A 20,056-nucleotide genomic window follows, 5' to 3' on the forward strand; every position below is an offset into this window, starting at 1 on the left:
CAGCATTAAAAAATTGAAAAGATGAAGAACCTTATTATTCCAATATTCGTATTAGCACTATTGACGGGCTGTAAGAAAACCCCGGAAAAGCCAGTTCCCAACGTGGTAGATTCTATGGCTCTGGCTAAGGAAAAGAATATTGAAAACACGGCACAACAGAAAAAAACAGATGAAGCAGCTGTAAAAGCAGCTAATGATTTAATTCTGCAGGCTTTGAAAAATAAAGATTATAAAACCTTTACCTCCTTTATTCATCCCGAAAAAGGAATCAGTTTTTCAATGTATGGATTTGTAAACCCTAAGGAAGATCAACATTTATCCAAAGAAGATTTCGAAAAGTTTCAGCCGACAAAGACCTTATTTACTTGGGGCGCTCAGGACGGTTCAGGAGATCCGTACAAAGCCAGCATCAATGATTATCTGACGAAATGGGTCTTCTCCAAAGATTTCACAGGATCACAATATTCATTAAACAAATTCCAGGCTGGCGGAAATTCACTTAATAATTTAAAGGAGATATATTCCGGTAAAGACTTTACCGAAAACTATATAAAAGGCACTGAAAAGAATGGTGAAATGGATTGGAAAACCATCCGTTTTGTCTTTGAAGAATTTCAGGGTAAACAGTATCTGGTGGCTGTGGTGAATGATCAGTGGACGATTTAGTGAATTAATTATCATTAAATAACGCAAGGTTATCATAAGAATGCTTCGACTTCGCTCAGCATGACATCTCTAATAGGTAACGTAAAGTTTACTAAGTGTCATGCTGAGCGGAGTCGAAGCATCTATTATATTTTTTGTTCTTATTTTGTTCCAGATTAACCTAAAATCTCAACAAGCTTTTTAGTCAGATTTCTTCTTGAAAATTGTTCTATATTCTGAGTGTTTTCAAGCAGAGCTCCTTTTTTCCACAGCTCATATTTCTCAAGGATAAAATCTTTAACCGCTTTGGAATCTTCGTAGCTGAAATGTTTTCCTGAGGCAGTTTCTTCCAGTATTCTGGAAACATCCGCTTCGCCCGGACCGAAAGAAATAATCTGTTTTCCAGTCGCCAGGTATTCAAATATTTTCCCGGGAATAATTCCTTTGGAAGACTCATTCGGGAAATTGGTGATCAGTAACAGATTGGAGTTCGCCATCTCTTCCACAGCTTTGTCATGGGAGATATAGCCCAGATTCAGGATGTGGTTTTTCAGGCTTGAACTTTCTATTGACTGAAGAATTTTATCATCAACTCTTCCGGCAAATTTCAGGGTAAAATGGTCTGCAAAGTCTTTATTTTCTTTGACTAATTCATCAAGAACTTTCCAGAGATTTTCAGGGTTTCTTAATTGCTCAAGAACTCCGATATAGCTTAATGTGAAAGATTTACTATTTTGTCCGTTCACTGTTTCAATAGGTGAAGAAGAAGCATCACTTTCATCAAATCCATTCGTAATACAAACGGCATTGGCTCCCGCTTTTCTGAAGTTTTCAGCATCGGTATAGCTTGTCGCCAGAGTGATATCAGCAGTTTTAAAAACGGCACTTTCAAGCTGACGGTGTTTATTATCAGAACTTTTGGTGAGTTTTAAATGTTTGTAATAGGAAATCTCCGTCCATGGATCACGGAAGTCGGCGATCCATTTCAGATCCGGGAATTTCTTTTTCAGTCCGAGACCGATCATGTGAAGAGAGTGGGGCGGCCCGGAAGTCACGACCACATCTATTTTATTTTCTTTTAAATACTGTTCCAGGAATTGAATGGAAGGCTTTACCCAAAAAACTCTGGCATCCGGAATGAAGAAATTTCCTCTCACCCAGATTGAAAGCCTGGATTTCCAGCTTTGGTTTTTACCGACATCAAACTGACCGGCTTTGAATTTTTTATTGCTTTTGTTCAGCTTTTCAGCCAGCTGATAGGGTTCCCAGATTTTGGTTTTTACAATTTCTATATTGTGTGGAACATCTTTTAAAAGACTTTCATCGAGTAGGGGATAGCTTGGATTTTCGGGCGTGTAGATCACCGGACTCCAGCCGGATTCGGGCAGATATTTTGCAAACTTCAGCCATCTTTGAACACCAGGACCTCCCGCAGGAGGCCAGTAATAGGTGATGATCAGTATTTTTTTTTGTTCCATTAACCTTGAACAATAACTTTTAAACGTTAAACAGTTTTCTCAACGAGCTGTTCTTTTTTCTTATTCTTATTCGTCCAGAAGATCCCGAAGCCACTCAGTGCGATAAACAGTCCGAAGCATAGCAGCGACAGCCATTTACCTTTTTCTATCACTTCCGGTTCAAAGACCATTCTGATGTTGTGGGTTCCTGCAGGAACGTGTACCGCACGCAAAAGATAATCTGCCTTGATATAAGGAACTTCTTTTTCGTCTACAAACATTTTCCAGCCATGAGGATAATAGATCTCAGAGAATACAGCCAGCTGAGGGGTTTTCGACTGAGATTTGAATTCCAGTTCGTTCGGCTGATATTTCGTTAAATTGATAAATGCCGTTGAATCTGCCTGCACTGTTTTCCCAGTGAAATAGGCTTTATCTTCTGCCGCCATCACAGCTGTTTTCTTACTGTCGATTACTCCGATAGATTTGATTTCTTCGTCCGGCGTGTTCACGAATTTAAGGTCGCTTACAAACCATGCATTTCCGTTGGCTTTGGCATTCGGCATGGCCTGAGGCTTGTCCGGGCCGCCCATTACCCAGTATTTTGCATTAAGAAGATTAAGGATATTCGGTACTTTCACAGAGTCCATCACCTGGAAATATTCATTGATCACGTCATCATATCTTCTCAGTTTCACGGCATGATAGCCTCCGATTGAAGATTTGAAATAAGACGTATTCGTCTCGCTGAATGTTCCTAAAATATTATTGAAAACCCTGTAGTGTGTTTTATCTCTTTCAGCAATGGTTTCAAGCGTTTTATTAACGTTCACATTGGCCACGATAGATTCTAAATTCGGATTTCCCTGAACTTTTTCCGCCAGAAGATCTGAACTTTCTGTCTGGAAAGGATTTTCAGCGAATACTTTGTCTACATAATTTTCATCATTCAGATAACGCTTGTTTACCGTCCAAAGATCGAATAAACTCACGGCTCCAATGATGATCAAAGCGATGTTCTGGCTCAGTTTCTTCTTCATGGTCATGAAAAGAACTGCGGCCGTTATCGCTACGTATAGCAATGCTTTTATCGCATCAATTCTGAATAATTTAAATCGCTCTTCAGATAGATAATCCAAAAGGAAAGGTGGGAAATAGGTTTTTTCACCGTCTGTATAAAAGCCAAGTAGTGATTTTCCAAAAAGAAGAAGAATCAGAAGAAACCCTAAAGTTCCTCCGCTTACATAGATAAGGATTTTCTTTTTGTATTCCTCCGTTAATTTTTCATCGGTAAAGAACCTGTAGATCCCGATAATAGCAATCAGAGGGAATAATAATTCCACAACGACTAAGATAGAAGATGGTGCTCTGAATTTGCTGTAAAAAGGAACGTAGTCGATAAAGAAGTCAGACAGCGGCATAAAGTTGCTTCCCCACGCCAGCAGAACGGTCAGAATGGATGCTCCGAGGATCCAGTATCGGTATTTTTTCCATGCAAAGAAGAATCCTAATAAAGCAAGGAAACATACAACGGCTCCCTGATAGGCAGGTCCTGAGGTTCCCGGCTGGTCTCCCCAATAGGTAACCCCGTTGAATCCTTTTGAAATTCTGTCCATTTCAGCCTGTGAGCCTACATTTTCCTGGATAAGTTCCTGAACTTTATTCATCATTTCCTTAGCTTCAGGTTCCTGGCTTCCGCCACCCATCAATCTTGGAATGAAAAGATTCAGTGTTTCCAGTTTTCCGTAGCTCCACATCAGAATGCTGGTTTTATCCAGTCCTGATTCTCCTGAAGTATGGCTGTCATTGGTAAGGATCTGCTTTCCACGTACCGTTTCTTTGATGTACTCGGAATTGGCCATAATCCTTTGAGAGTTCATCCCGACACCTATGGCACATGAAGCAGCAATAATTCCGGATGAAATCAGAAAATGCTTCATCGGAATTTTTTTCTGGATTGCTCTTACCAGCTCGGAAAGGAATAAAAATCCTAAGGCTAGGAAGAGATAATACGTCATCTGCGGGTGGTTGGCTGCAATCTGAAGTCCCATAAACAGGGTCGTTGCAATGAATCCCCAGATATACTGTTTCCGGATATAGACTAATATGATTCCGGCAAGAAGCGGTGCGAAATACTCGATGGTATTGACTTTACCGTTGTGTCCTGCCGCAATAATGATATAAAAATAGGTGGATAAGCCAAAGAAAGTGGCGCCCAGTAAAGCGTATTTCCAGTTTCTGACGGCTACCATTCCAAGGAAGAAAAATCCTGCAAAAAGGAGGAAAAGATAATTGACCGGTCTTGGCAGGAAGTTTAGGTTGCTGTCGATCTTTTTGATGATGTCACCTTTGAACTGGCTTCCCATCTGATAGGTGGGCATTCCGCCAAACATGGAATCACTCCAGTAGGTTTCGTTTCCGGTATCGGCTCTGTAGTCGAGAAGTTCTTTTGCGCCTCCTCTGTACTGTACGATATCATGCTGAAAAAGCTGTTTTCCTGAAAAAACAGGGGTGGAGTATAAAAATGCTAAAACTATAAATACAACGAGTGAAATTGCAATATAAATTAAGTTTTTATTTTTAGCCATGCTGGTTATTATCTTTTATTTCTTGGAATATTTACCTTTTATCTTTACTTTCTTTTACCTCTTCATAGTCAACTGTTTCTGCATCCCAGTTGAGGTTCTGTTTATTCTTATTCGAGTTGTTGAGATCCTGCTGCTGTTTGTTATCTCTATTGTTATTAAACCTATAACTGTAAAAAGATTTATAGAACACCCTTCTCAGGATATTCCAGACAAAGAAAATAACGATGGCTGAGAGTACTAACTCAAGAATGTACTTCATAATTTCTAATTTAAATTCAAGTGTATGGTTTAATGCGTAAAGTTTAAAATTCAAGGGTACAAAATAATCCTGAAAGTAATTACCAATGGTAACAACTTCCTCTCAAACTCCAATACCCTTTCAATCTTAAATCTTCAGACTTTAAAACGTCTTTAATTCAATTATTTTGCAGAAGGATTGATCATCACAGAAGATTTTGAGATGCTTTTCATAGACTGTGACTGTTTTCCGTCTGAAATAGTCTCGGTCTGAGTTGTTTTTACATCAATATTCTGGTTCGCGATCCATCCTGTGCTTTGGTCAAACTTAATCACACCGTTCTGAGCAAGCTCACTGCTAAGGCTGTGTGTAATTGGTCCCTGCGTTTTCTTTTCCGTTTTCTTAGGAATTCCTCCTGTCACAGAAATTTCTGCAGTTCCGTTTCCTACACTTTTTAATGTATAATTTGAAGTTACCTTCATGGTTCCGCTTGCATCTGCATTTTCAGTAGTGGTCCATTTTTCTCCGATTTTAGCTCCTTTTTTAGGGATAATCGTTAAGTTTTTAGAAAGTTGCTCTTTCAATACTTTTTCGTTGAAAGTTTCCTTAAGACTAGCTACAACGCTTGCCTTTTGATTGGCATCTTTAACAAGAGTTCCTACCGCAGTGGTTACTTTGGTATAAACTGCATCAAAACCTGTAATGGAGATCACATTTCCTTTAGTGTCCATTTTCATGTTAAGCTTGTTGCCGGTAAGTGCTCTGTTGATATTCCAGATCATTTTAAGGTCATCTTCTTTTGGAATAGCCTGCTTGGTATCTACGATGATGGTTTTACCCTGTGCACTTTGTGAATTTCTTTTAGCCACAAGATTAAGCGTCATGTCATATACATTTCCCTTGATATCGTTTACCGTGAAATTCATCTCATCTGTAGACTCACTCGTTGCTGTGATTGATTTTCCCTGAGGATCTTCCATCGTTTTTACGTCTCTCTGGTAAGTGGTAAGAGGATAAGTCTTTCCCTTTTCCAGTTTAAAAGTTTGAGTGAAAACTCCTGCAGAATCTTTGATCGCCGGGTTTTCCGCCACTTTAGCTACAGAATCGGCAGGAACTTCTACCGTAACTGTTTTTCCTGTTTTAGGATCTACTTTAGTGATGGTTGCCGTTTCTTTTTTACAAGATACAAGAGCTATAGATGAGATAAGCATTAATGCTGCTACGTTTTTCATTTGAAATTTTTTAAGTTTAAATTTTACTGATATTTTCGTTCTGTGTATCAATAACGATACCATAAACGTCATCATAAAACACTTCTGGCCCTACTGATTATACACTTGGAGCCGCTACGATTTTCTGTCTTACCGCTTCATACAAAATAGCTCCGCATGCTACAGAAACGTTCAGTGACTGTGTTTTTCCTTCGATCGGAAGCTTTATTTTTTCGTCTGAATGGTGCATTACTTCCTTAGAAATTCCTGTTTCTTCATTCCCCATCACGATAGCACAAGGCTCCGTGAAATTCACATCATAGATCAGTTTCTGAGCTTTTTCAGTCGCTGCAAATACAGAAATACCGCTCTGCTGAAGGAAATCTACCGCATGAGCAAGATTCGGTTCCTTACAGATTTTGATATTGTAAAGTGCTCCTGCAGATGTTTTGATAGCATCTGAATTAATAGGTGCTCCTCCTTTTTCAGGAATAATAATGGCATCTATCCCAACACATTCTGCTGTTCTGCAAATCGCCCCGAAGTTTCTCACATCCGTAAGTCTGTCAAGAATTAAAAGGAAAGGCGTTTTTCCTTCCTCAAACAATTGCGGAACAATATCTTCCACTCTGTGAAACGGAACATCTGAAATAAAAGCAACTACACCCTGGTGATTTTTTCTTGTAAAACGGTTCAGTTTTTCAATCGGAACATAGTTGGGACGAATTTTATGTTTGGCTAAAATAGTCTTTAGCTCAGCATAAATAGGACCCTGAAGTGCATTCTGCACAAAGATCTTATCAATCGTTTTTCCCGCTTCAATAGCTTCTATTACAGGACGAAGTCCGAAAATGAAATCGTCTTTTTTGTTTTCGTTTGTCAAAATTTATTTTTTCTGTTGTTAAACTTAGTCAAGGCAGGGAGGTTCTTCTACTGTTTTGTACTTGTTTTCAAAGCCTGAATCTGTAGTCGTGATCTCCGTTAATTTTCTTACGTCATTATAAACACCCCATACTGCCTGGTTATTATCCTTTATATCCAATGTATAATTTACATTTTCCTGCCCTTTTTCTGCACTTTCCTCATGCAGCTCAAAAAGGTATGTACTTCCTTTTTTGGTAATATTTTTGATCTCAAAATAATAAGCATCCTGCCCAATGATGTGTTCCAATGCATATTTTCCTTCGTGACTCAAAATGATTTTTTGGTTTTGATAATCACATGGAATGTAAATGATGTATCCTGAGTCTTTTTTGGTAAGCATGGTCCATTCTTTTGGAACAGATTTGAAAATGTCTTTCCAGTTCTCAGGAGCTTTTATTTCCGGTTGATGAACCTCTGAAACTGTATCAGCTGATGGCTTGGTAAGGCTGTCAGCAGACTGCGTTTTTACTGTCTCATTCTTAGGGGAGCAATTCACCATACTGAAGATGAGTAATCCAAAAAGGAGAAACCGTAAAAAGAAAATTTTCTTCATCAAAATACTAATATTTTTCGCCCAATATTGCTCTTTTCTGCGCCATGATATAGCCATAATGCAGGCTCTCATGCATATTATTAAAGATGATGGCATCCTGAATACTTTTCAGATCCATCCCGAAACTTGTGGTGTACGGTGTGTAGTCTGAAAAGAAATCACTGTCATAATCTTTCATCAAAATCTTTGAAGTTTCAGTGAGTAAAAACTCAAGGTCTTCCACTTCGGATTTTTGTACATTCAGGTTTGGGAGAGTGCCTTTTTTGTAGGTTTCGATCCAATATTTATCAATTCTGAAGGGATTTCCGCTCAGATAATAATGCAGCAGCTGCTGGGTAGCAACGGTGTGTGCAATATTCCAGTACATATTGTTGTTGAAACCATCAGGAATCAATAGAAGATCTTCGTGCGAAGTGTTCTGTAAGATGCCTAAAAGGTTCTTTCTCACCTGTCTGTGTGCTTGAAAATGATAATTCATTTTACAAAATTTTTTAATCACCAAAAATAGTCTAATAAACTGGAAGTGACAATTTTTTGGATAAAGGATTAAATTAAATGTTCTTAAATGGTGAAAAAATAGGTTAATATGGGTTTGGGGTGGGAGTTTCGGGTTTTAGAGTTTGAGGGTTTGAGGGTCGGAGCGTTTTGGGTTTTAGAGTTAAGTTGATGTTTGATAGTAGTAGTGCTGGTTGATATTTGTTTTGAATCCCGCATCTCGAAACAAAAAAACTCCCCTGAAAATATTCAAAGGAGTTGTATGTTTTAGGTAAGATATGATTAAGTATATCTATTTTTTGATGATCTTATGTTTGAAAGTTATTCCGTCTTTTAGAATAATATTCAGTAAATAGACTCCTGCAGGGTACGTTGAAATATTAATTTTATTTTCTCCGCGGGTTTCGGCTAATTTTTTTCCTTCAATACTGAAAACACTTACCGAAGCTACATCCGACTTGGATCTTATATTCACAAAATCTGAAGTAGGGTTGGGATAAATGCTCACATCCACGGTCTTGATATCTTTTACATCAAGTACTGCACTGCTTTTGCCCTGCATATAAACAGATAAGTAGACATCTCCTTGTTGCTGATTGAAAACGGCTGTCGGAATGGTATGCTTTAAAGTATGATTTCCAGCGGTTAAATTAGGCATGCTGAATCCTCTGATCGGAACTGAATTGCCCGGACACCAGTTGTTCCATGAAGTCCATTCTGCAAATGACTTCACCGCTGCCCCATAGATTCCGTTGCCCTGTGTATTGTATACCCTGAACGGTTCGCAGGAAATTCCTCCGGGAGTATAAGTAAGCATTTGCACATCATCTATATACGTGTAATTCTGTCTTCTTACGTACTCTTCACCGCCACTGTTGGCTCCGTGAGGAGTAGATATGACAAAGAAACGGGCATTGGTAACGGCACTCGGAAGGTTGAAATTAACAATCCTGACGGTTTCACCTGGAACATCCGTGCTGTTGTAGTTATTGAGTGTCTTATACGTTAATATAGGAACAATAGAGTTGTGGTCGGTGATGGTAGCTCCCGTATCTGTTGAGAAAAAAGTAAGATTTCCTGAGAAAACATCAATTCTGCCGGCGCATCCTGCAACCTGTGTCTGCGCGGCATAAGGAACACCGAAAACATCCAGTTCCATATACATATCATAGCTTGTGCGTAATGCGGCATCATGAAATACATTGTACATATTACTTAAATCATACGTATAAGGTACCTCATTAGGAGTACGGTTTTTACTCATAAACGGGGTAATGTATCTGCCGACTTCGATTCTTTTTACATTTGCATCATTCATCGTATAAGTAGGCTGGTTTTTTGGAACCATCGCTAAATAAACACTTCCCAGACGGTCATAGTTGTCACAAAGAGCACCGATGCTCACCCTCATGGCAATTTTTGCTTTAAAGGAATTGAGTTCAGCATCTGTCAGTTTCCTTGCATATCTGGTGTTTCCCAGCCTGATGAGACCTGCAGGAACCGGATCGGATACCGTAGCAGCATAACCGTCATAATAAACGGCATCTGAAATCAGATTCATTCTGTTGGTTGTCTGTGATTTAAATAGACCCGCGAAAAAAAGACCCGCAAAAAATAGCTTTTTATACATATGATTGGCATTTGTTACAAATATATTAAAATATCTATTTAAAGTTGTTTTCTGGTTAGTTAATTTTAAAATATTCACTGTTTCATTGTTAATTATGTAAAACATTTGCAATTGCAGATGAATTGTTTTTATCAAATATTCTTATTGAATTGTTTTTATACATCGTTTTATTGATAATGATTTAAATAATTAATCTAATGGGTGAAATAATCATATTTGTTATAAATATCAAAACTTTATTATTAAATTAGCATCATTGTTATTGATGACTTTATTAATTATGAAAAGAATTTTACTTTTATCTTTGTTATTGATAGTTTCGGCGTTTAATGCCCAGATCAATTTAAACATCACAAGTACCAATGTCGGAACGGCACCCATAAGCAGTTTTTTTTCCTATTCATATGTTCAGCAGATCTACCCTAAACAGGAGTTGAATGCTACAGCTGCAGGAAATATTACAGGTCTTACCTTTTATCTGGATCCATCTGCCACAATCAATGATTCCTCGGACTGGACCGTTTATGTAGGACATACTGCAAAAACAGCATTTACATCCGGTACAGACTGGATTCCGGCTGCACAGCTGACTCAGGTTTTTACAGGGACTGTGACCAAAACCAATAATAAAGTAGAGGTTACTTTTACCACTCCATTTGCCTATAATAACACAGATAATTTAGTGATTGCTGCCAGAGAGAATTCGCAGAGTATCGATATTAATAATTTTGATGAAGCGTTTCGTGTGTATCCTCATATTCCGTATTCTACCCTTTATTACAAGGGAGATCGTGCGGTAGTTGATCCTGCAACTCCACCGGGAGGTATAAGAGCGGATTACAAATCTGCTGTTACTATTTCAGGTTTAACGCCCAAGCCAGGTCCTTCATGTCCTTTTGTGAATTATCCTACAAACGGCACCCAGTTTGTATCGCTGCTTCCGAATATCAGATGGCTGGCAGTTTCTGGAGCGGATTCCTATAGAATTTCACTGGGAACAACTCCTGGAGGGACGGATGTTATTAATCAGCAGTCTGTGACAGGGGTTAATTTTACGCCATCCACTGCCCTTAACCGTGATACGAACTATTATTTCAAAGTGACTGCAGTTTCAGCCGGCCTGGAGTCTTTAGGATGTGCTGATATTACATTTAAAACCATTCCTCCGATTCCGGCCAATGATGCCTGTTCGGGAGCTTTAGCAGCATCTGCTTTCCCTTATGAATACACACAAAGTGATGCAATGTCTGCCACTAATAATAATGGATTTATAACGTCATGTGCTGATGCAATGAATGACGGAACCTGGTTTAAATTTACAGGAGACGGTGGTCAGTTTACCGTGGGAATCACAATGCCTGCAGGCAGTACTTATGATCCGCAGATGGATATTTATAGTGGTACATGTACCAGTTTAACCTGTGTGAAAGCGGTAGATGCCGGCGGTGGCGGAGCTGCAGAAACCTATACCTTCACTACAACGGCAGGAACTGAATATTTTATCAACGTCGGAGCTTATGAAGAAACAGTTGATATGCCGGAAAATGTCTTTACTATTAAGATTACTAAACTTTAGTAAGGTGAATTGTGAATTGTCAATAGTGAATTTTTACCAGTAGTGAACCATTCACCATTGACTTGCGAAGAAAAATTGACCCTTGAAATGAAATTTTCGTGAATTGTGAATCGTCAACAGTGAATTTTTAACAGCAGGGAACCATTCACCATTGACTTGCGAAGCAAAATTGAACATTGAAATGAAACTTTCGTGAATTGTGAATCGTCAACAGTGAATTTTTAACAGCAGGGAACCATTCACCATTGACTTGCGCAGCAAAATTGACCATTGAAATGAAACTTTTGTGAATGGTGAATGGTCAATAGTGAATTTTACCAGCGTGGAACTATTCACCATTGACTTGCGTAGCAAAATTGACCATTGACATGAAGCTTTCGTGAATTGTAAATCGTCAATAGTGAATTTTTACCAGCAGAGAATCATTCACCATTGACTTGCGCAGCAAAATTGACCATTGAAATGAAACTTTTGTGAATGGTGAATGGTCAATAGTGAATTTTACCAGCGTGGAACTATTCACCATTGACTTGCGCAGCAAAATTGACGATTGACCATTTAACACTCTGTTTTATAAGGAAATATTACCGTAACTGTCACTGTATGAATTGATTTTATACAGTGAAAGTTGTTTTATATGCATCCCGTTGCTTTATTGATCCCGGAATATTTAACAAACTTTAACTCAAAAATGGCATTCATTATGTTGATTAATGCCAGTATTTATCAGAAATTTACCACTTATTTTAATTAAAGCTATGTCAGATACATATCAAGCCGAAGATATCCGCCAGTTGACGGAAAAAGTAAAAGAAAAAAACTACTTATTTTCTCTTCTGAGACAGGAAATCAACAAAGTGATTATTGGACAGGAATATATGATAGACCGCCTTTTGGTGGGACTTCTTGGAAATGGTCACGTTCTTTTGGAAGGGGTTCCTGGATTGGCAAAAACCCTGGCGATAAAAACCCTGGCAGAAGCTGTTCATGGTGAATTTTCAAGGATACAGTTTACCCCCGATCTGCTTCCCGCGGATGTGGTGGGAACCATGATCTTCAATATTAAAGACAACGATTTTACCATAAAAAAAGGTCCTGTTTTTGCGAATTTTGTATTGGCGGATGAGATCAACCGTGCGCCGGCAAAAGTTCAGTCGGCACTGCTGGAAGTGATGCAGGAAAAGCAGGTAACCATTGGTGACGAAACCATGAAACTTCCAAAGCCGTTTTTGGTACTGGCTACTCAGAACCCGATTGATCAGGAAGGAACCTATCTGCTTCCGGAAGCTCAGAGTGACCGTTTTATGCTGAAATGTAAAATAGATTATCCGAGTTTTGAAGACGAAAGAACCGTGATGAGAATGGTTTCAACCTCTCACCAGCCTATTGTGAAGCCAGTGATCTCTCTGCAGGATATTGTAGATGCCAAAGAACTGATCAACCAGATCTATCTGGATGAAAAGATCGAAAAATATATTCTGGATATGGTTTTTGCAACCCGTTATCCTGAAAACTACGGACTTTCCGAACTTAAAAACTACATCGGATTCGGAGCTTCTCCAAGAGCATCCATCAACCTTGCGATTGCATCCAGAACGTATGCATTCCTGAAGGGAAGAGCTTTTGTGATTCCTGAAGATGTGAAAGCATTGGCGCAGGATGTATTAAGACACAGAATTGGTCTTACATTCGAAGCTGAGGCGGAAGAAATTACAGCAGAAGAGATTGTCAGCAGAATATTAGCTAAAATTCAGGCGCCGTAATGAGTGAAGTGATCATCAGAAAAGCAGTTAAGGAAGATTGCGCTCCCATGCTGGAGCTGATCCGTGAACTGGCAGAATATGAAAAAGCACTTCATGAAGTGACTTTAACGTTGGATGAATTTATAGAAGATGGCTTCGGTACGTCTCCGGTTTGGGGAGCTTTTGTTGCTGAACTCAATAATGAAATAGTAGGGATTTCCCTGTATTACGACAGATTTTCAACCTGGAAAGGAAGAAGACTATATCTTGAAGATCTGGTTGTGACCGAAAAAATGAGAGGAAAACAGATCGGAAAACTTTTGTTTGATGCCACTTTGGAATACGGAAAATCAAACCAGTACAGCGGAATGGTTTTTCAGGTATTGAGCTGGAACGAACCGGCCATTAATTTTTATAAAAAATACAGCCCGAAATTTGACAATGAATGGCTGAATGTTTCGATTGAACTGAAGGATTAAAGAGAAGGGAAGAAAGGGAGTTGTTATGAGATGGAAAATGGAAGATGGAAGTGCGGCAGAAACCTCGTAACCCGCAACTCGAAACCCGCCCCCACATTATGGAAATAAAAGATATTGTAAAAAAAGTAAAGCAGATAGAGATCCGCACCCGAAAGAAGACGGAAGCTTCGCTTATGGGACAGTATCACAGTGCTTTTAAAGGACAGGGAATGACTTTCTCGGAAGTGCGCCCTTATCAGTTCGGAGACGAAATCAGAAGAATCGACTGGAACAAAACAGCACGATTCCGTGAGCCGTTCGTCAAAGTGATGGAAGAGGAAAGAGAGCTCACCATGATGATCGTGGTAGATATTTCAGCCTCTATGGACTATGGAACCAAAAACCAGCTGAAGAGGGAATATGTAGCTGAAATCGCTGCCAGCCTTGGATTTTCGGCTGCAGGAAATAATGATAAAGTAGGACTGATCCTGTTCGCAGATAAAGTATATAAAGTGATTCCGCCGCAGAAAGGCAGAAAGCATATTCTTTCGATCATCAGTAATATTCTGACCGCAGATTATGTGCCTGCCGTGTCAAAAATTGATAAGGCGATGGAGTATATGATGGGGATTTTCAAAAGAAAATCTCTGGTTTTTCTGTTCTCGGATTTTGAAGATACATATGACTCCAAAATGCTGAGAGTAGCCTCGAAAAAGCATCAGCTGCTCGGAATGAGGATCTATGACGAAAAAGATAATGAAATCCCTGATGTAGGCTATGCTCTGCTGCATGATGCCGAAACAGGAAAAGAAGTCTGGGCCAATACGTCCAGCGCAAGATGGAGGTATACCTTTGCCGAAGCCCAAAAACAGAAAGTCCGCGCTCTGGAAGAAGATTTTGCCAACAGCTCGGCCAGCTTTATGAATATGAGCACCGGTGCAGATTATTCTAAAATGCTGTATAATTATTTCCAGAAGAAGTAAATATCAATAACAAAGGCCTGGCCTTAATTCTATTATTTGAAATTGAAAAAAATATTATTCATACTGTCTTTTCTCATCTGTGCAAATGCTTTTTCACAGATATTGTCTTCGAAGCTCGAAAAGAAGACCCTTGCTTTAGGTGAAGTCAATCGCTTAACAATTAAAATCGACAATGTGCATGACCTGCAGGTCGTGGCTGCGCCTAAAAACGAGCTGCTTCCTTTCCACTTTGAGGAAATTAAAGACAGCATCGGACAGAATCAGAATTTCTACGAGAGAAAAATTGAGTTTTCAGTCTATGACGAGGGGAAATTTACCATTCCCGAACTGGAGTTCAATGTAGGAGGAAAGATTTTAAAAACCATTCCTTATGAAATTGATGTGATCAATACCGCTCAAAAGGCCGATCAGATCAATGATATCATGAATAATAAAGAAGTAAAACTTGAAACCAAAGATTACTGGGAACTCTATAAGTTTTACATTCTCGCTGCCCTTGCGGTGATTGCACTGATTATTGCTGTTATTATGTTTATCAAATGGGGCAGGAAATCGAAAAGCTCACCTGCGGTTGCAACCAATCAGACATTGAAAGAGCTGGATTCCTTAAAAAAGAAAAAATACATTGAAGGCGGTAATTTCCGTTCCTTTTATGTTGAATTAATAGAGATATCAAGAATATTTATCGCCAAACAATATCATCTCCCGGCGGATGTTCTTCTTACCGACGATCTTATTGAGGTGATGAAAAAAAACAACACCATTTCCCAGGAAAACGAAAAGATCGTGGAAGATGTATTTTTAAGAGGAGACCTGGTGAAATTTGCCAAGACTTTCCCTGATCAGACGACTATGGAAAAAGATTTTGCAGATATCCGCGATTTTGTGAAGAGATCATCAAAAGATTTAGAATTTGAAAACTTAAGAAAGGATGCCTGATTTTGAATTTTACAGTCCGTGGTTCCTGCTGCTTTTTCTGCTCTTCATTCCCCTTTTTATTAAAGATGCGGGCGGAAAGCAAAGGAAAGGCATAAAAGTTCCTACCATCCAGAATATGGATGACAGTGGAGGAATCCGTGCGGTGCTGGTCCTGCTTAAATTTTCGAAATACATCATTCTTTCTGCGCTGATTATTGCGATGGCCAGACCGAGAACTTTTACCGTCTCTCAGGACCGGGATGATACCAAAGGGGTAGATATTATGCTTTCTATAGACGTTTCGCTGAGTATGCTTGCCAAAGACCTTAGTCCGGACCGTATTACCGCATTAAAAGATATTGCCATCAAGTTTGTTCAAAAGCGTCCGAATGACAGAATAGGAGTGGTAGCCTATGCTGCGGAAGCATTTACCAAAGTACCGGTGACTTCAGATCATCAGGTGGTTATTGATGAAATTAAAAACCTTAATTCTTTAGGTCTTGAACCAGGAACAGCGATAGGAGAAGGACTTTCCGTGGCTGTGAATCACCTGACCAAAAGCAAAGCTAAAAGTAAGGTTGTAATTTTGATGACGGACGGAGTAAGCAATATTCAAAATGCAATACCTCCGCAAGTTGCTGCAGAACTGGCCAAAAACAATAATATAAAAATATACTCCATAGGGATTGGAACCAATGGTTTTGCACTGATGCCTACCTCACAGGATATTTTCGGGGATCTGATCTTTACAGAAACGGAAGTAACGATTGATGAAAATACTTTGAGAGAAGTGGCGCAGACTACAGGAGGTAAGTATTTCAGAGCGACTTCCAACAGCAGTCTGGAGGAAATTTATGATGAAATCAACCAGTTGGAAAAATCTGACATTAAGGTTTCCAAGCTGTACAACTACGACGAATATTTTAAAATCTTCCTATGGATCGCATTGGGAATGCTGTTTTTTGATGCATTGCTGCGATGGGTATTATATAAATTTTTAAGCTGATGAATTGGTCTTTAGGAAATTACTGGTATTTACTTTTGCTGCTGCTTTTGCCGCTGCTGTCTTTCTTTCTGGTCCGTTATCTGAAGTGGAAAAAGAAAAAGAGAGAGATTTTTGCAGACAGCAGATTTCACGATAGTTTATTTGAAAACAGATCAGGATTTACAAAGTTTTTCCCTGTTTTATATCTTTTGGGAACACTTTTCCTGATATTTTCCATTATCGATCTGTTGAATGGTTCGGAAGAAGTGAAAACCAATCAAAGGCTTAATAATGTGATTTTTATGCTGGATGTTTCCAATTCTATGAATGCGGAAGATATTGATCCCAGCCGTCTCATGGAAGCAAAGAATCTGATGTTGAGTACCATGCAGAAGATGAAGAATGATAAGATAGGGATCGTGATTTTTGCAGGTGAAGCAGTTTCCATTATGCCGCTTACGACAGATTACGGGACGGCAGAAACTTACATAAGTGCTTTGGAGACAAGTTCTATGAAGATTCAGGGGACGGATTTTCTGAAAGGAATGCAGGCGGCAGCTGAAAAGTTTAAAAATGTAAGCAAAGGCTCAAGAAAAGTGATCCTGCTGAGCGATGGTGAAGACAATGAAGGGAATGACAATGCAGCCATCCGATTGGCTAATAGGGAAGGAATTTCCATAACATCAGTAGGAATAGGAACAGACGAAGGCGCACCGGTACCGGAATATGTTTTCGGACAGCTGATGGGCTACAAAACGGATATGGATGGAGGAACTGTTATTTCCAAAAGACAAACCGAAGCCCTTAAAAAGATGGCTGAATCTACAGGAGGCGACTATATCGACGGAAACAACATCAATGAGGCGCCCAATAAGATCATCGATGCCATGAATAAAAAGGCTTCCTCTGCACAGACTTTGGTGAGATCTCAGAATGCGAATCATTATTATCAATATTTTTTAATAGTATCCATTTTCTTCTTCTTTTTAATTTATATATTGAACCCGAAAAAAGATTTCAACGTATAATATTTTATTCTTTGTTTATCAAGATTTTAAATAAATACTTTAACCGAACTTTAACAAATAGAAGTCTGTTTATTAACATATAAACGAATAATTTTGCATTTGATGAATACTAAAATCATTTTTTTATCGTTTCTAATTGCTTTGTCATTCTCAAACCTCATGTTTGGGCAGGAAAACTACCGTACACTGGTGTATGAAGGCAATCAGAAATTCAACGGTAAAGATTATGATGGAGCATCTTCCAAGTATATGGAGGCGGTAAAAAAGAATGAAAAAGATTTTACAGCTCATTATAACCTGGGGAATGCTCTGTATAAAAGCAAGAAGTATGAAGAGGCCAAAGCAGAATTTGACAAAGCCCAAAAGCTTTCACAGACCCTGCCTGATAAAACGGCTGCTCTTCACAACCTTGGAAACACGTACATGCAGATGAACCAGCCTGAAAAAGCGGCTGATTATTATAAGCAGGCCCTGAAACAGGATCCTTATAATGAAGCAACGAGAAAGAACTTTGAAATTGCCAAGCTGAAAGAAAAAGAAAAACAGCAGCAAAAGAACGAGAAGAATAACTCAGGAAAAGGCGGTGGTGGCGGTGATGATCAGAACAAAGGGGATGATCAGAAAGGCGATAAAAAAGATCAGAAGCAGGATCAGGGCAATGGCCCGCAGAATGAAGGGAAAAGCGATCAGGGGAATACTCCTAAGCAGGACCAGAATAATGAAGGGAAGATCCCTAAAGACTTGGAAAATGCCATATTAGATAAAGTAAGCGAAAAAGAAAAAGAAACCGCCAGAAAAATCTTAAATAAGAACTCTTATTCGACGCCTCAGAGCAACGAAAAAGATTGGTGATGCAGCAGAAATTAATTTACATACTGTTTATTTTTGCATCCGTAATTTCTTACGGACAGGTCAACCTGTTTATGGAGTCTGATAAGACAGATTATAATGGAAAGGACATTGTGAATCTTACGATTATTCTTGAACTTAATGGAGTGGACCTAGAACCACAGACCCGTTTTCAGCTTCCCGATCTTTCAAAATTTACCATCATTGGAAGCGGATCAGTAACCAATACCGTGATTGACCCGGCTACCAATACCCTTATTACTCAAAAAGTCACCAGAATTGCTCTTGAGCCTAAGAAAAAAGGGAAGGTAAAGATTGGTTCCGTATTGGTAACGGTTAATAACAAGATTTACAAGACCGAACCTTTTGACGTCAATATAAAAGATATTATTGAAAAGAGATCTCTTGCTACCAATATGGCCAGCGAGATGTATCTGAATATGGAGATTGAAGACCGTGAGGTGTATCAGGATCAACCAACCATAGCAGTTTTGAGGGTGTACTCCAAAAATATGGACAATTTCAGAAAGGTGAAAGATGTGCGTCTTCCGAATCAGGATAACATCAATGTACATGCGATAAGCATGAGCAAATCAGAGATTGATCCTTCCGGTGCTGGAAATATGGCTTCACAGACTTTGGCGGTATTCATGGTGTTTCCTAACGAAGCAGGCTATGTAGAGGTTCCTTCCGTATCAGCATCAGTAAGTTCTTATGCGAATAAAAATAAAATTGTTTCCAATAAAGTAAAGCTTAATGTAAAAAAACTTCCGGAAGGCTCCCCTGAATGCTTCAAAAATGCAGTCGGGAACTTCAGTGTGAATGTTTATAATGCATCCAAGGATAAGATAGAAGTTGAAAAACCAATCCATGTGATTGTCAAAGTGTCTGGAGAAGGAAACCTACCGGATATGTATCTTCCAAAGATTTTAGCGTCTCCGGATTATGAATTTTTTACTCCGAAAATAACCTCTAAAGTAGCTCCGGGAACAACCGGAATGAAAGGAGAAATGTTCGCGAATTATGTAGTGATTCCTAAAAAATCAGGTGCTATCTCGATTCAGACTGAACAATTTGCTTTCTTTGATCCGGCAAGCCGTGAATATGTAGATCTTGGACAGGAAACCCTGGCCTTGAGTGCATTTTCTCATGACCAGATTTTGGAATCCCGCACAACGGTTGAAAAGGTAAATGAATATACCAACACACTTTTGGAAACGGTAAATACGCCGGTTCTAAAGACGACCACATTTAAAGTAAAAGAAAAAAGTAAATTCCACTGGAGTATTCTTTTAACCAATATTGCCATTCTTGTAGGATTATTTGTGATCTACTTATTATTCAAGACTTGGCAAAAAAAACGAGCGTTAGTTAGAGAAACAGCATCTCCGAAACCGCTTGGTTCTGTGGCAGAAACAGAAAAGGAAATCAGAGAAACACTGAAGACAGATATTAATGATTATTTCAGCTATCTTGAAAATCTTAAAGATAACGGCGATTATCCAAAGTTCTTTGATACGCTGGAAGAAATGGATCTTGAGGTAAGAAACCAGTATTTCAAGAGTTCTTCAGAGGAATTCAGAACATTCCTGGAAAGTCATAAAGGGTCTTCCGTTGCAGAGGAGTACAGAAATCTGTTGCAAAGAATTCAAATGGAGAAATACTCGCCTTTGAAATCTGCAGAGGGTATGGATGAACTTTTAAAAGCAGTTGTTAATTTGTATTCACGAATTAGCAAATAATCACTTTTTTTTCATATTTTTGCGAAATTATTAA

18 protein-coding genes are annotated in these 20,056 nt (G+C 39.0%); 10 read left to right on the forward strand and 8 right to left on the reverse strand.

Translation table 11 applies throughout. The annotated features are described in order from the left end of the window. Positions 1-21 precede the first annotated feature (21 nt). On the forward strand, positions 22-666 hold the full coding sequence (locus tag IW22_RS17225) for a hypothetical protein (protein ID WP_034728824.1): 645 nt from the start codon (positions 22-24) through the stop codon (positions 664-666). 155 nt (positions 667-821) lie between these two features. Here IW22_RS17225 and IW22_RS17230 read toward each other — a convergent pair whose 3' ends face one another. The 8 genes from IW22_RS17230 to IW22_RS17265 all read right to left on the reverse strand — a co-directional run bounded on the left by IW22_RS17230 (position 822) and on the right by IW22_RS17265 (position 9,672). Beyond that, positions 822-2,123, reverse strand: coding sequence for a glycosyltransferase family 4 protein (locus tag IW22_RS17230; RefSeq protein WP_034728826.1), 1,302 nt, complete (start codon positions 2,121-2,123; stop codon positions 822-824). 26 nt (positions 2,124-2,149) lie between these two features. Further along, entirely contained in the window at positions 2,150-4,690 is a 2,541-nt protein-coding gene (locus IW22_RS17235) for a YfhO family protein (protein WP_034728827.1), read from the reverse strand. 31 nt (positions 4,691-4,721) lie between these two features. Next, positions 4,722-4,949, reverse strand: coding sequence for a hypothetical protein (locus tag IW22_RS17240; protein ID WP_034729133.1), 228 nt, complete (start codon positions 4,947-4,949; stop codon positions 4,722-4,724). 161 nt (positions 4,950-5,110) lie between these two features. Further along, positions 5,111-6,160 carry a DUF6263 family protein gene (locus tag IW22_RS17245; protein ID WP_034728829.1) on the reverse strand — a complete coding sequence of 350 codons (1,050 nt, stop codon included), beginning with the start codon at positions 6,158-6,160 and terminating at the stop codon, positions 5,111-5,113. Between the two features lie 97 nt (positions 6,161-6,257). Next, positions 6,258-7,022: a 23S rRNA (guanosine(2251)-2'-O)-methyltransferase RlmB gene (gene rlmB, locus IW22_RS17250; RefSeq protein WP_394332553.1), complete on the reverse strand. Its 765-nt coding sequence runs from the start codon at positions 7,020-7,022 to the stop codon at positions 6,258-6,260. A gap of 24 nt (positions 7,023-7,046) precedes the next feature. Next, positions 7,047-7,616: a hypothetical protein gene (locus IW22_RS17255; protein ID WP_131401753.1), complete on the reverse strand. Its 570-nt coding sequence runs from the start codon at positions 7,614-7,616 to the stop codon at positions 7,047-7,049. Positions 7,617-7,623: 7 nt separating this feature from the next. Then, entirely contained in the window at positions 7,624-8,094 is a 471-nt protein-coding gene (locus tag IW22_RS17260) for a DinB family protein (protein ID WP_034728833.1), read from the reverse strand. A 309-nt stretch (positions 8,095-8,403) separates the two neighbouring features. Then, entirely contained in the window at positions 8,404-9,672 is a 1,269-nt protein-coding gene (locus IW22_RS17265; protein WP_165571899.1) for a peptide-N-glycosidase F-related protein, read from the reverse strand. A gap of 349 nt (positions 9,673-10,021) precedes the next feature. Here IW22_RS17265 and IW22_RS23750 point away from each other — a divergent pair, with 349 nt between their 5' ends. The 9 genes from IW22_RS23750 to IW22_RS17310 all read left to right on the forward strand — a co-directional run bounded on the left by IW22_RS23750 (position 10,022) and on the right by IW22_RS17310 (position 20,022). Continuing rightward, entirely contained in the window at positions 10,022-11,317 is a 1,296-nt protein-coding gene (locus IW22_RS23750; RefSeq protein WP_051891282.1) for a hypothetical protein, read from the forward strand. Positions 11,318-12,075: 758 nt separating this feature from the next. Next, on the forward strand, positions 12,076-13,080 hold the full coding sequence (locus tag IW22_RS17275; RefSeq protein ID WP_034729139.1) for an AAA family ATPase: 1,005 nt from the start codon (positions 12,076-12,078) through the stop codon (positions 13,078-13,080). Continuing rightward, on the forward strand, positions 13,080-13,538 hold the full coding sequence (locus tag IW22_RS17280) for a GNAT family N-acetyltransferase (protein ID WP_034728835.1): 459 nt from the start codon (positions 13,080-13,082) through the stop codon (positions 13,536-13,538). The genes IW22_RS17275 and IW22_RS17280 overlap by 1 nt, the downstream gene beginning before the upstream one ends. A 98-nt stretch (positions 13,539-13,636) precedes the next feature. Then, positions 13,637-14,500, forward strand: coding sequence for a DUF58 domain-containing protein (locus tag IW22_RS17285; RefSeq protein ID WP_034728836.1), 864 nt, complete (start codon positions 13,637-13,639; stop codon positions 14,498-14,500). A 42-nt stretch (positions 14,501-14,542) separates the two neighbouring features. Then, positions 14,543-15,439, forward strand: a complete 897-nt coding sequence (locus IW22_RS17290; protein WP_410492861.1) for a BatD family protein — start codon at positions 14,543-14,545, stop codon at positions 15,437-15,439. Continuing rightward, complete coding sequence (locus IW22_RS17295) at positions 15,432-16,424, forward strand: VWA domain-containing protein (RefSeq protein WP_034728841.1); 993 nt, start codon at positions 15,432-15,434, stop codon at positions 16,422-16,424. The genes IW22_RS17290 and IW22_RS17295 overlap by 8 nt, the downstream gene beginning before the upstream one ends. Then, on the forward strand, positions 16,424-17,431 hold the full coding sequence (locus tag IW22_RS17300; protein ID WP_034728842.1) for a vWA domain-containing protein: 1,008 nt from the start codon (positions 16,424-16,426) through the stop codon (positions 17,429-17,431). The genes IW22_RS17295 and IW22_RS17300 overlap by 1 nt, the downstream gene beginning before the upstream one ends. Positions 17,432-17,533: 102 nt before the next feature. Continuing rightward, the gene (locus IW22_RS17305; protein WP_051891283.1) at positions 17,534-18,283 is read left to right on the forward strand and encodes a tetratricopeptide repeat protein; all 750 of its coding nucleotides are present in this window, start codon (positions 17,534-17,536) and stop codon (positions 18,281-18,283) included. Beyond that, positions 18,283-20,022, forward strand: a complete 1,740-nt coding sequence (locus IW22_RS17310) for a BatD family protein (RefSeq protein WP_034728845.1) — start codon at positions 18,283-18,285, stop codon at positions 20,020-20,022. The genes IW22_RS17305 and IW22_RS17310 overlap by 1 nt, the downstream gene beginning before the upstream one ends. Positions 20,023-20,056 lie beyond the last annotated feature (34 nt).

This window comes from Chryseobacterium sp. JM1 (genome assembly GCF_000737715.1).
In the GTDB taxonomy this organism is placed as follows: Bacteria; Bacteroidota; Bacteroidia; order Flavobacteriales; family Weeksellaceae; genus Chryseobacterium.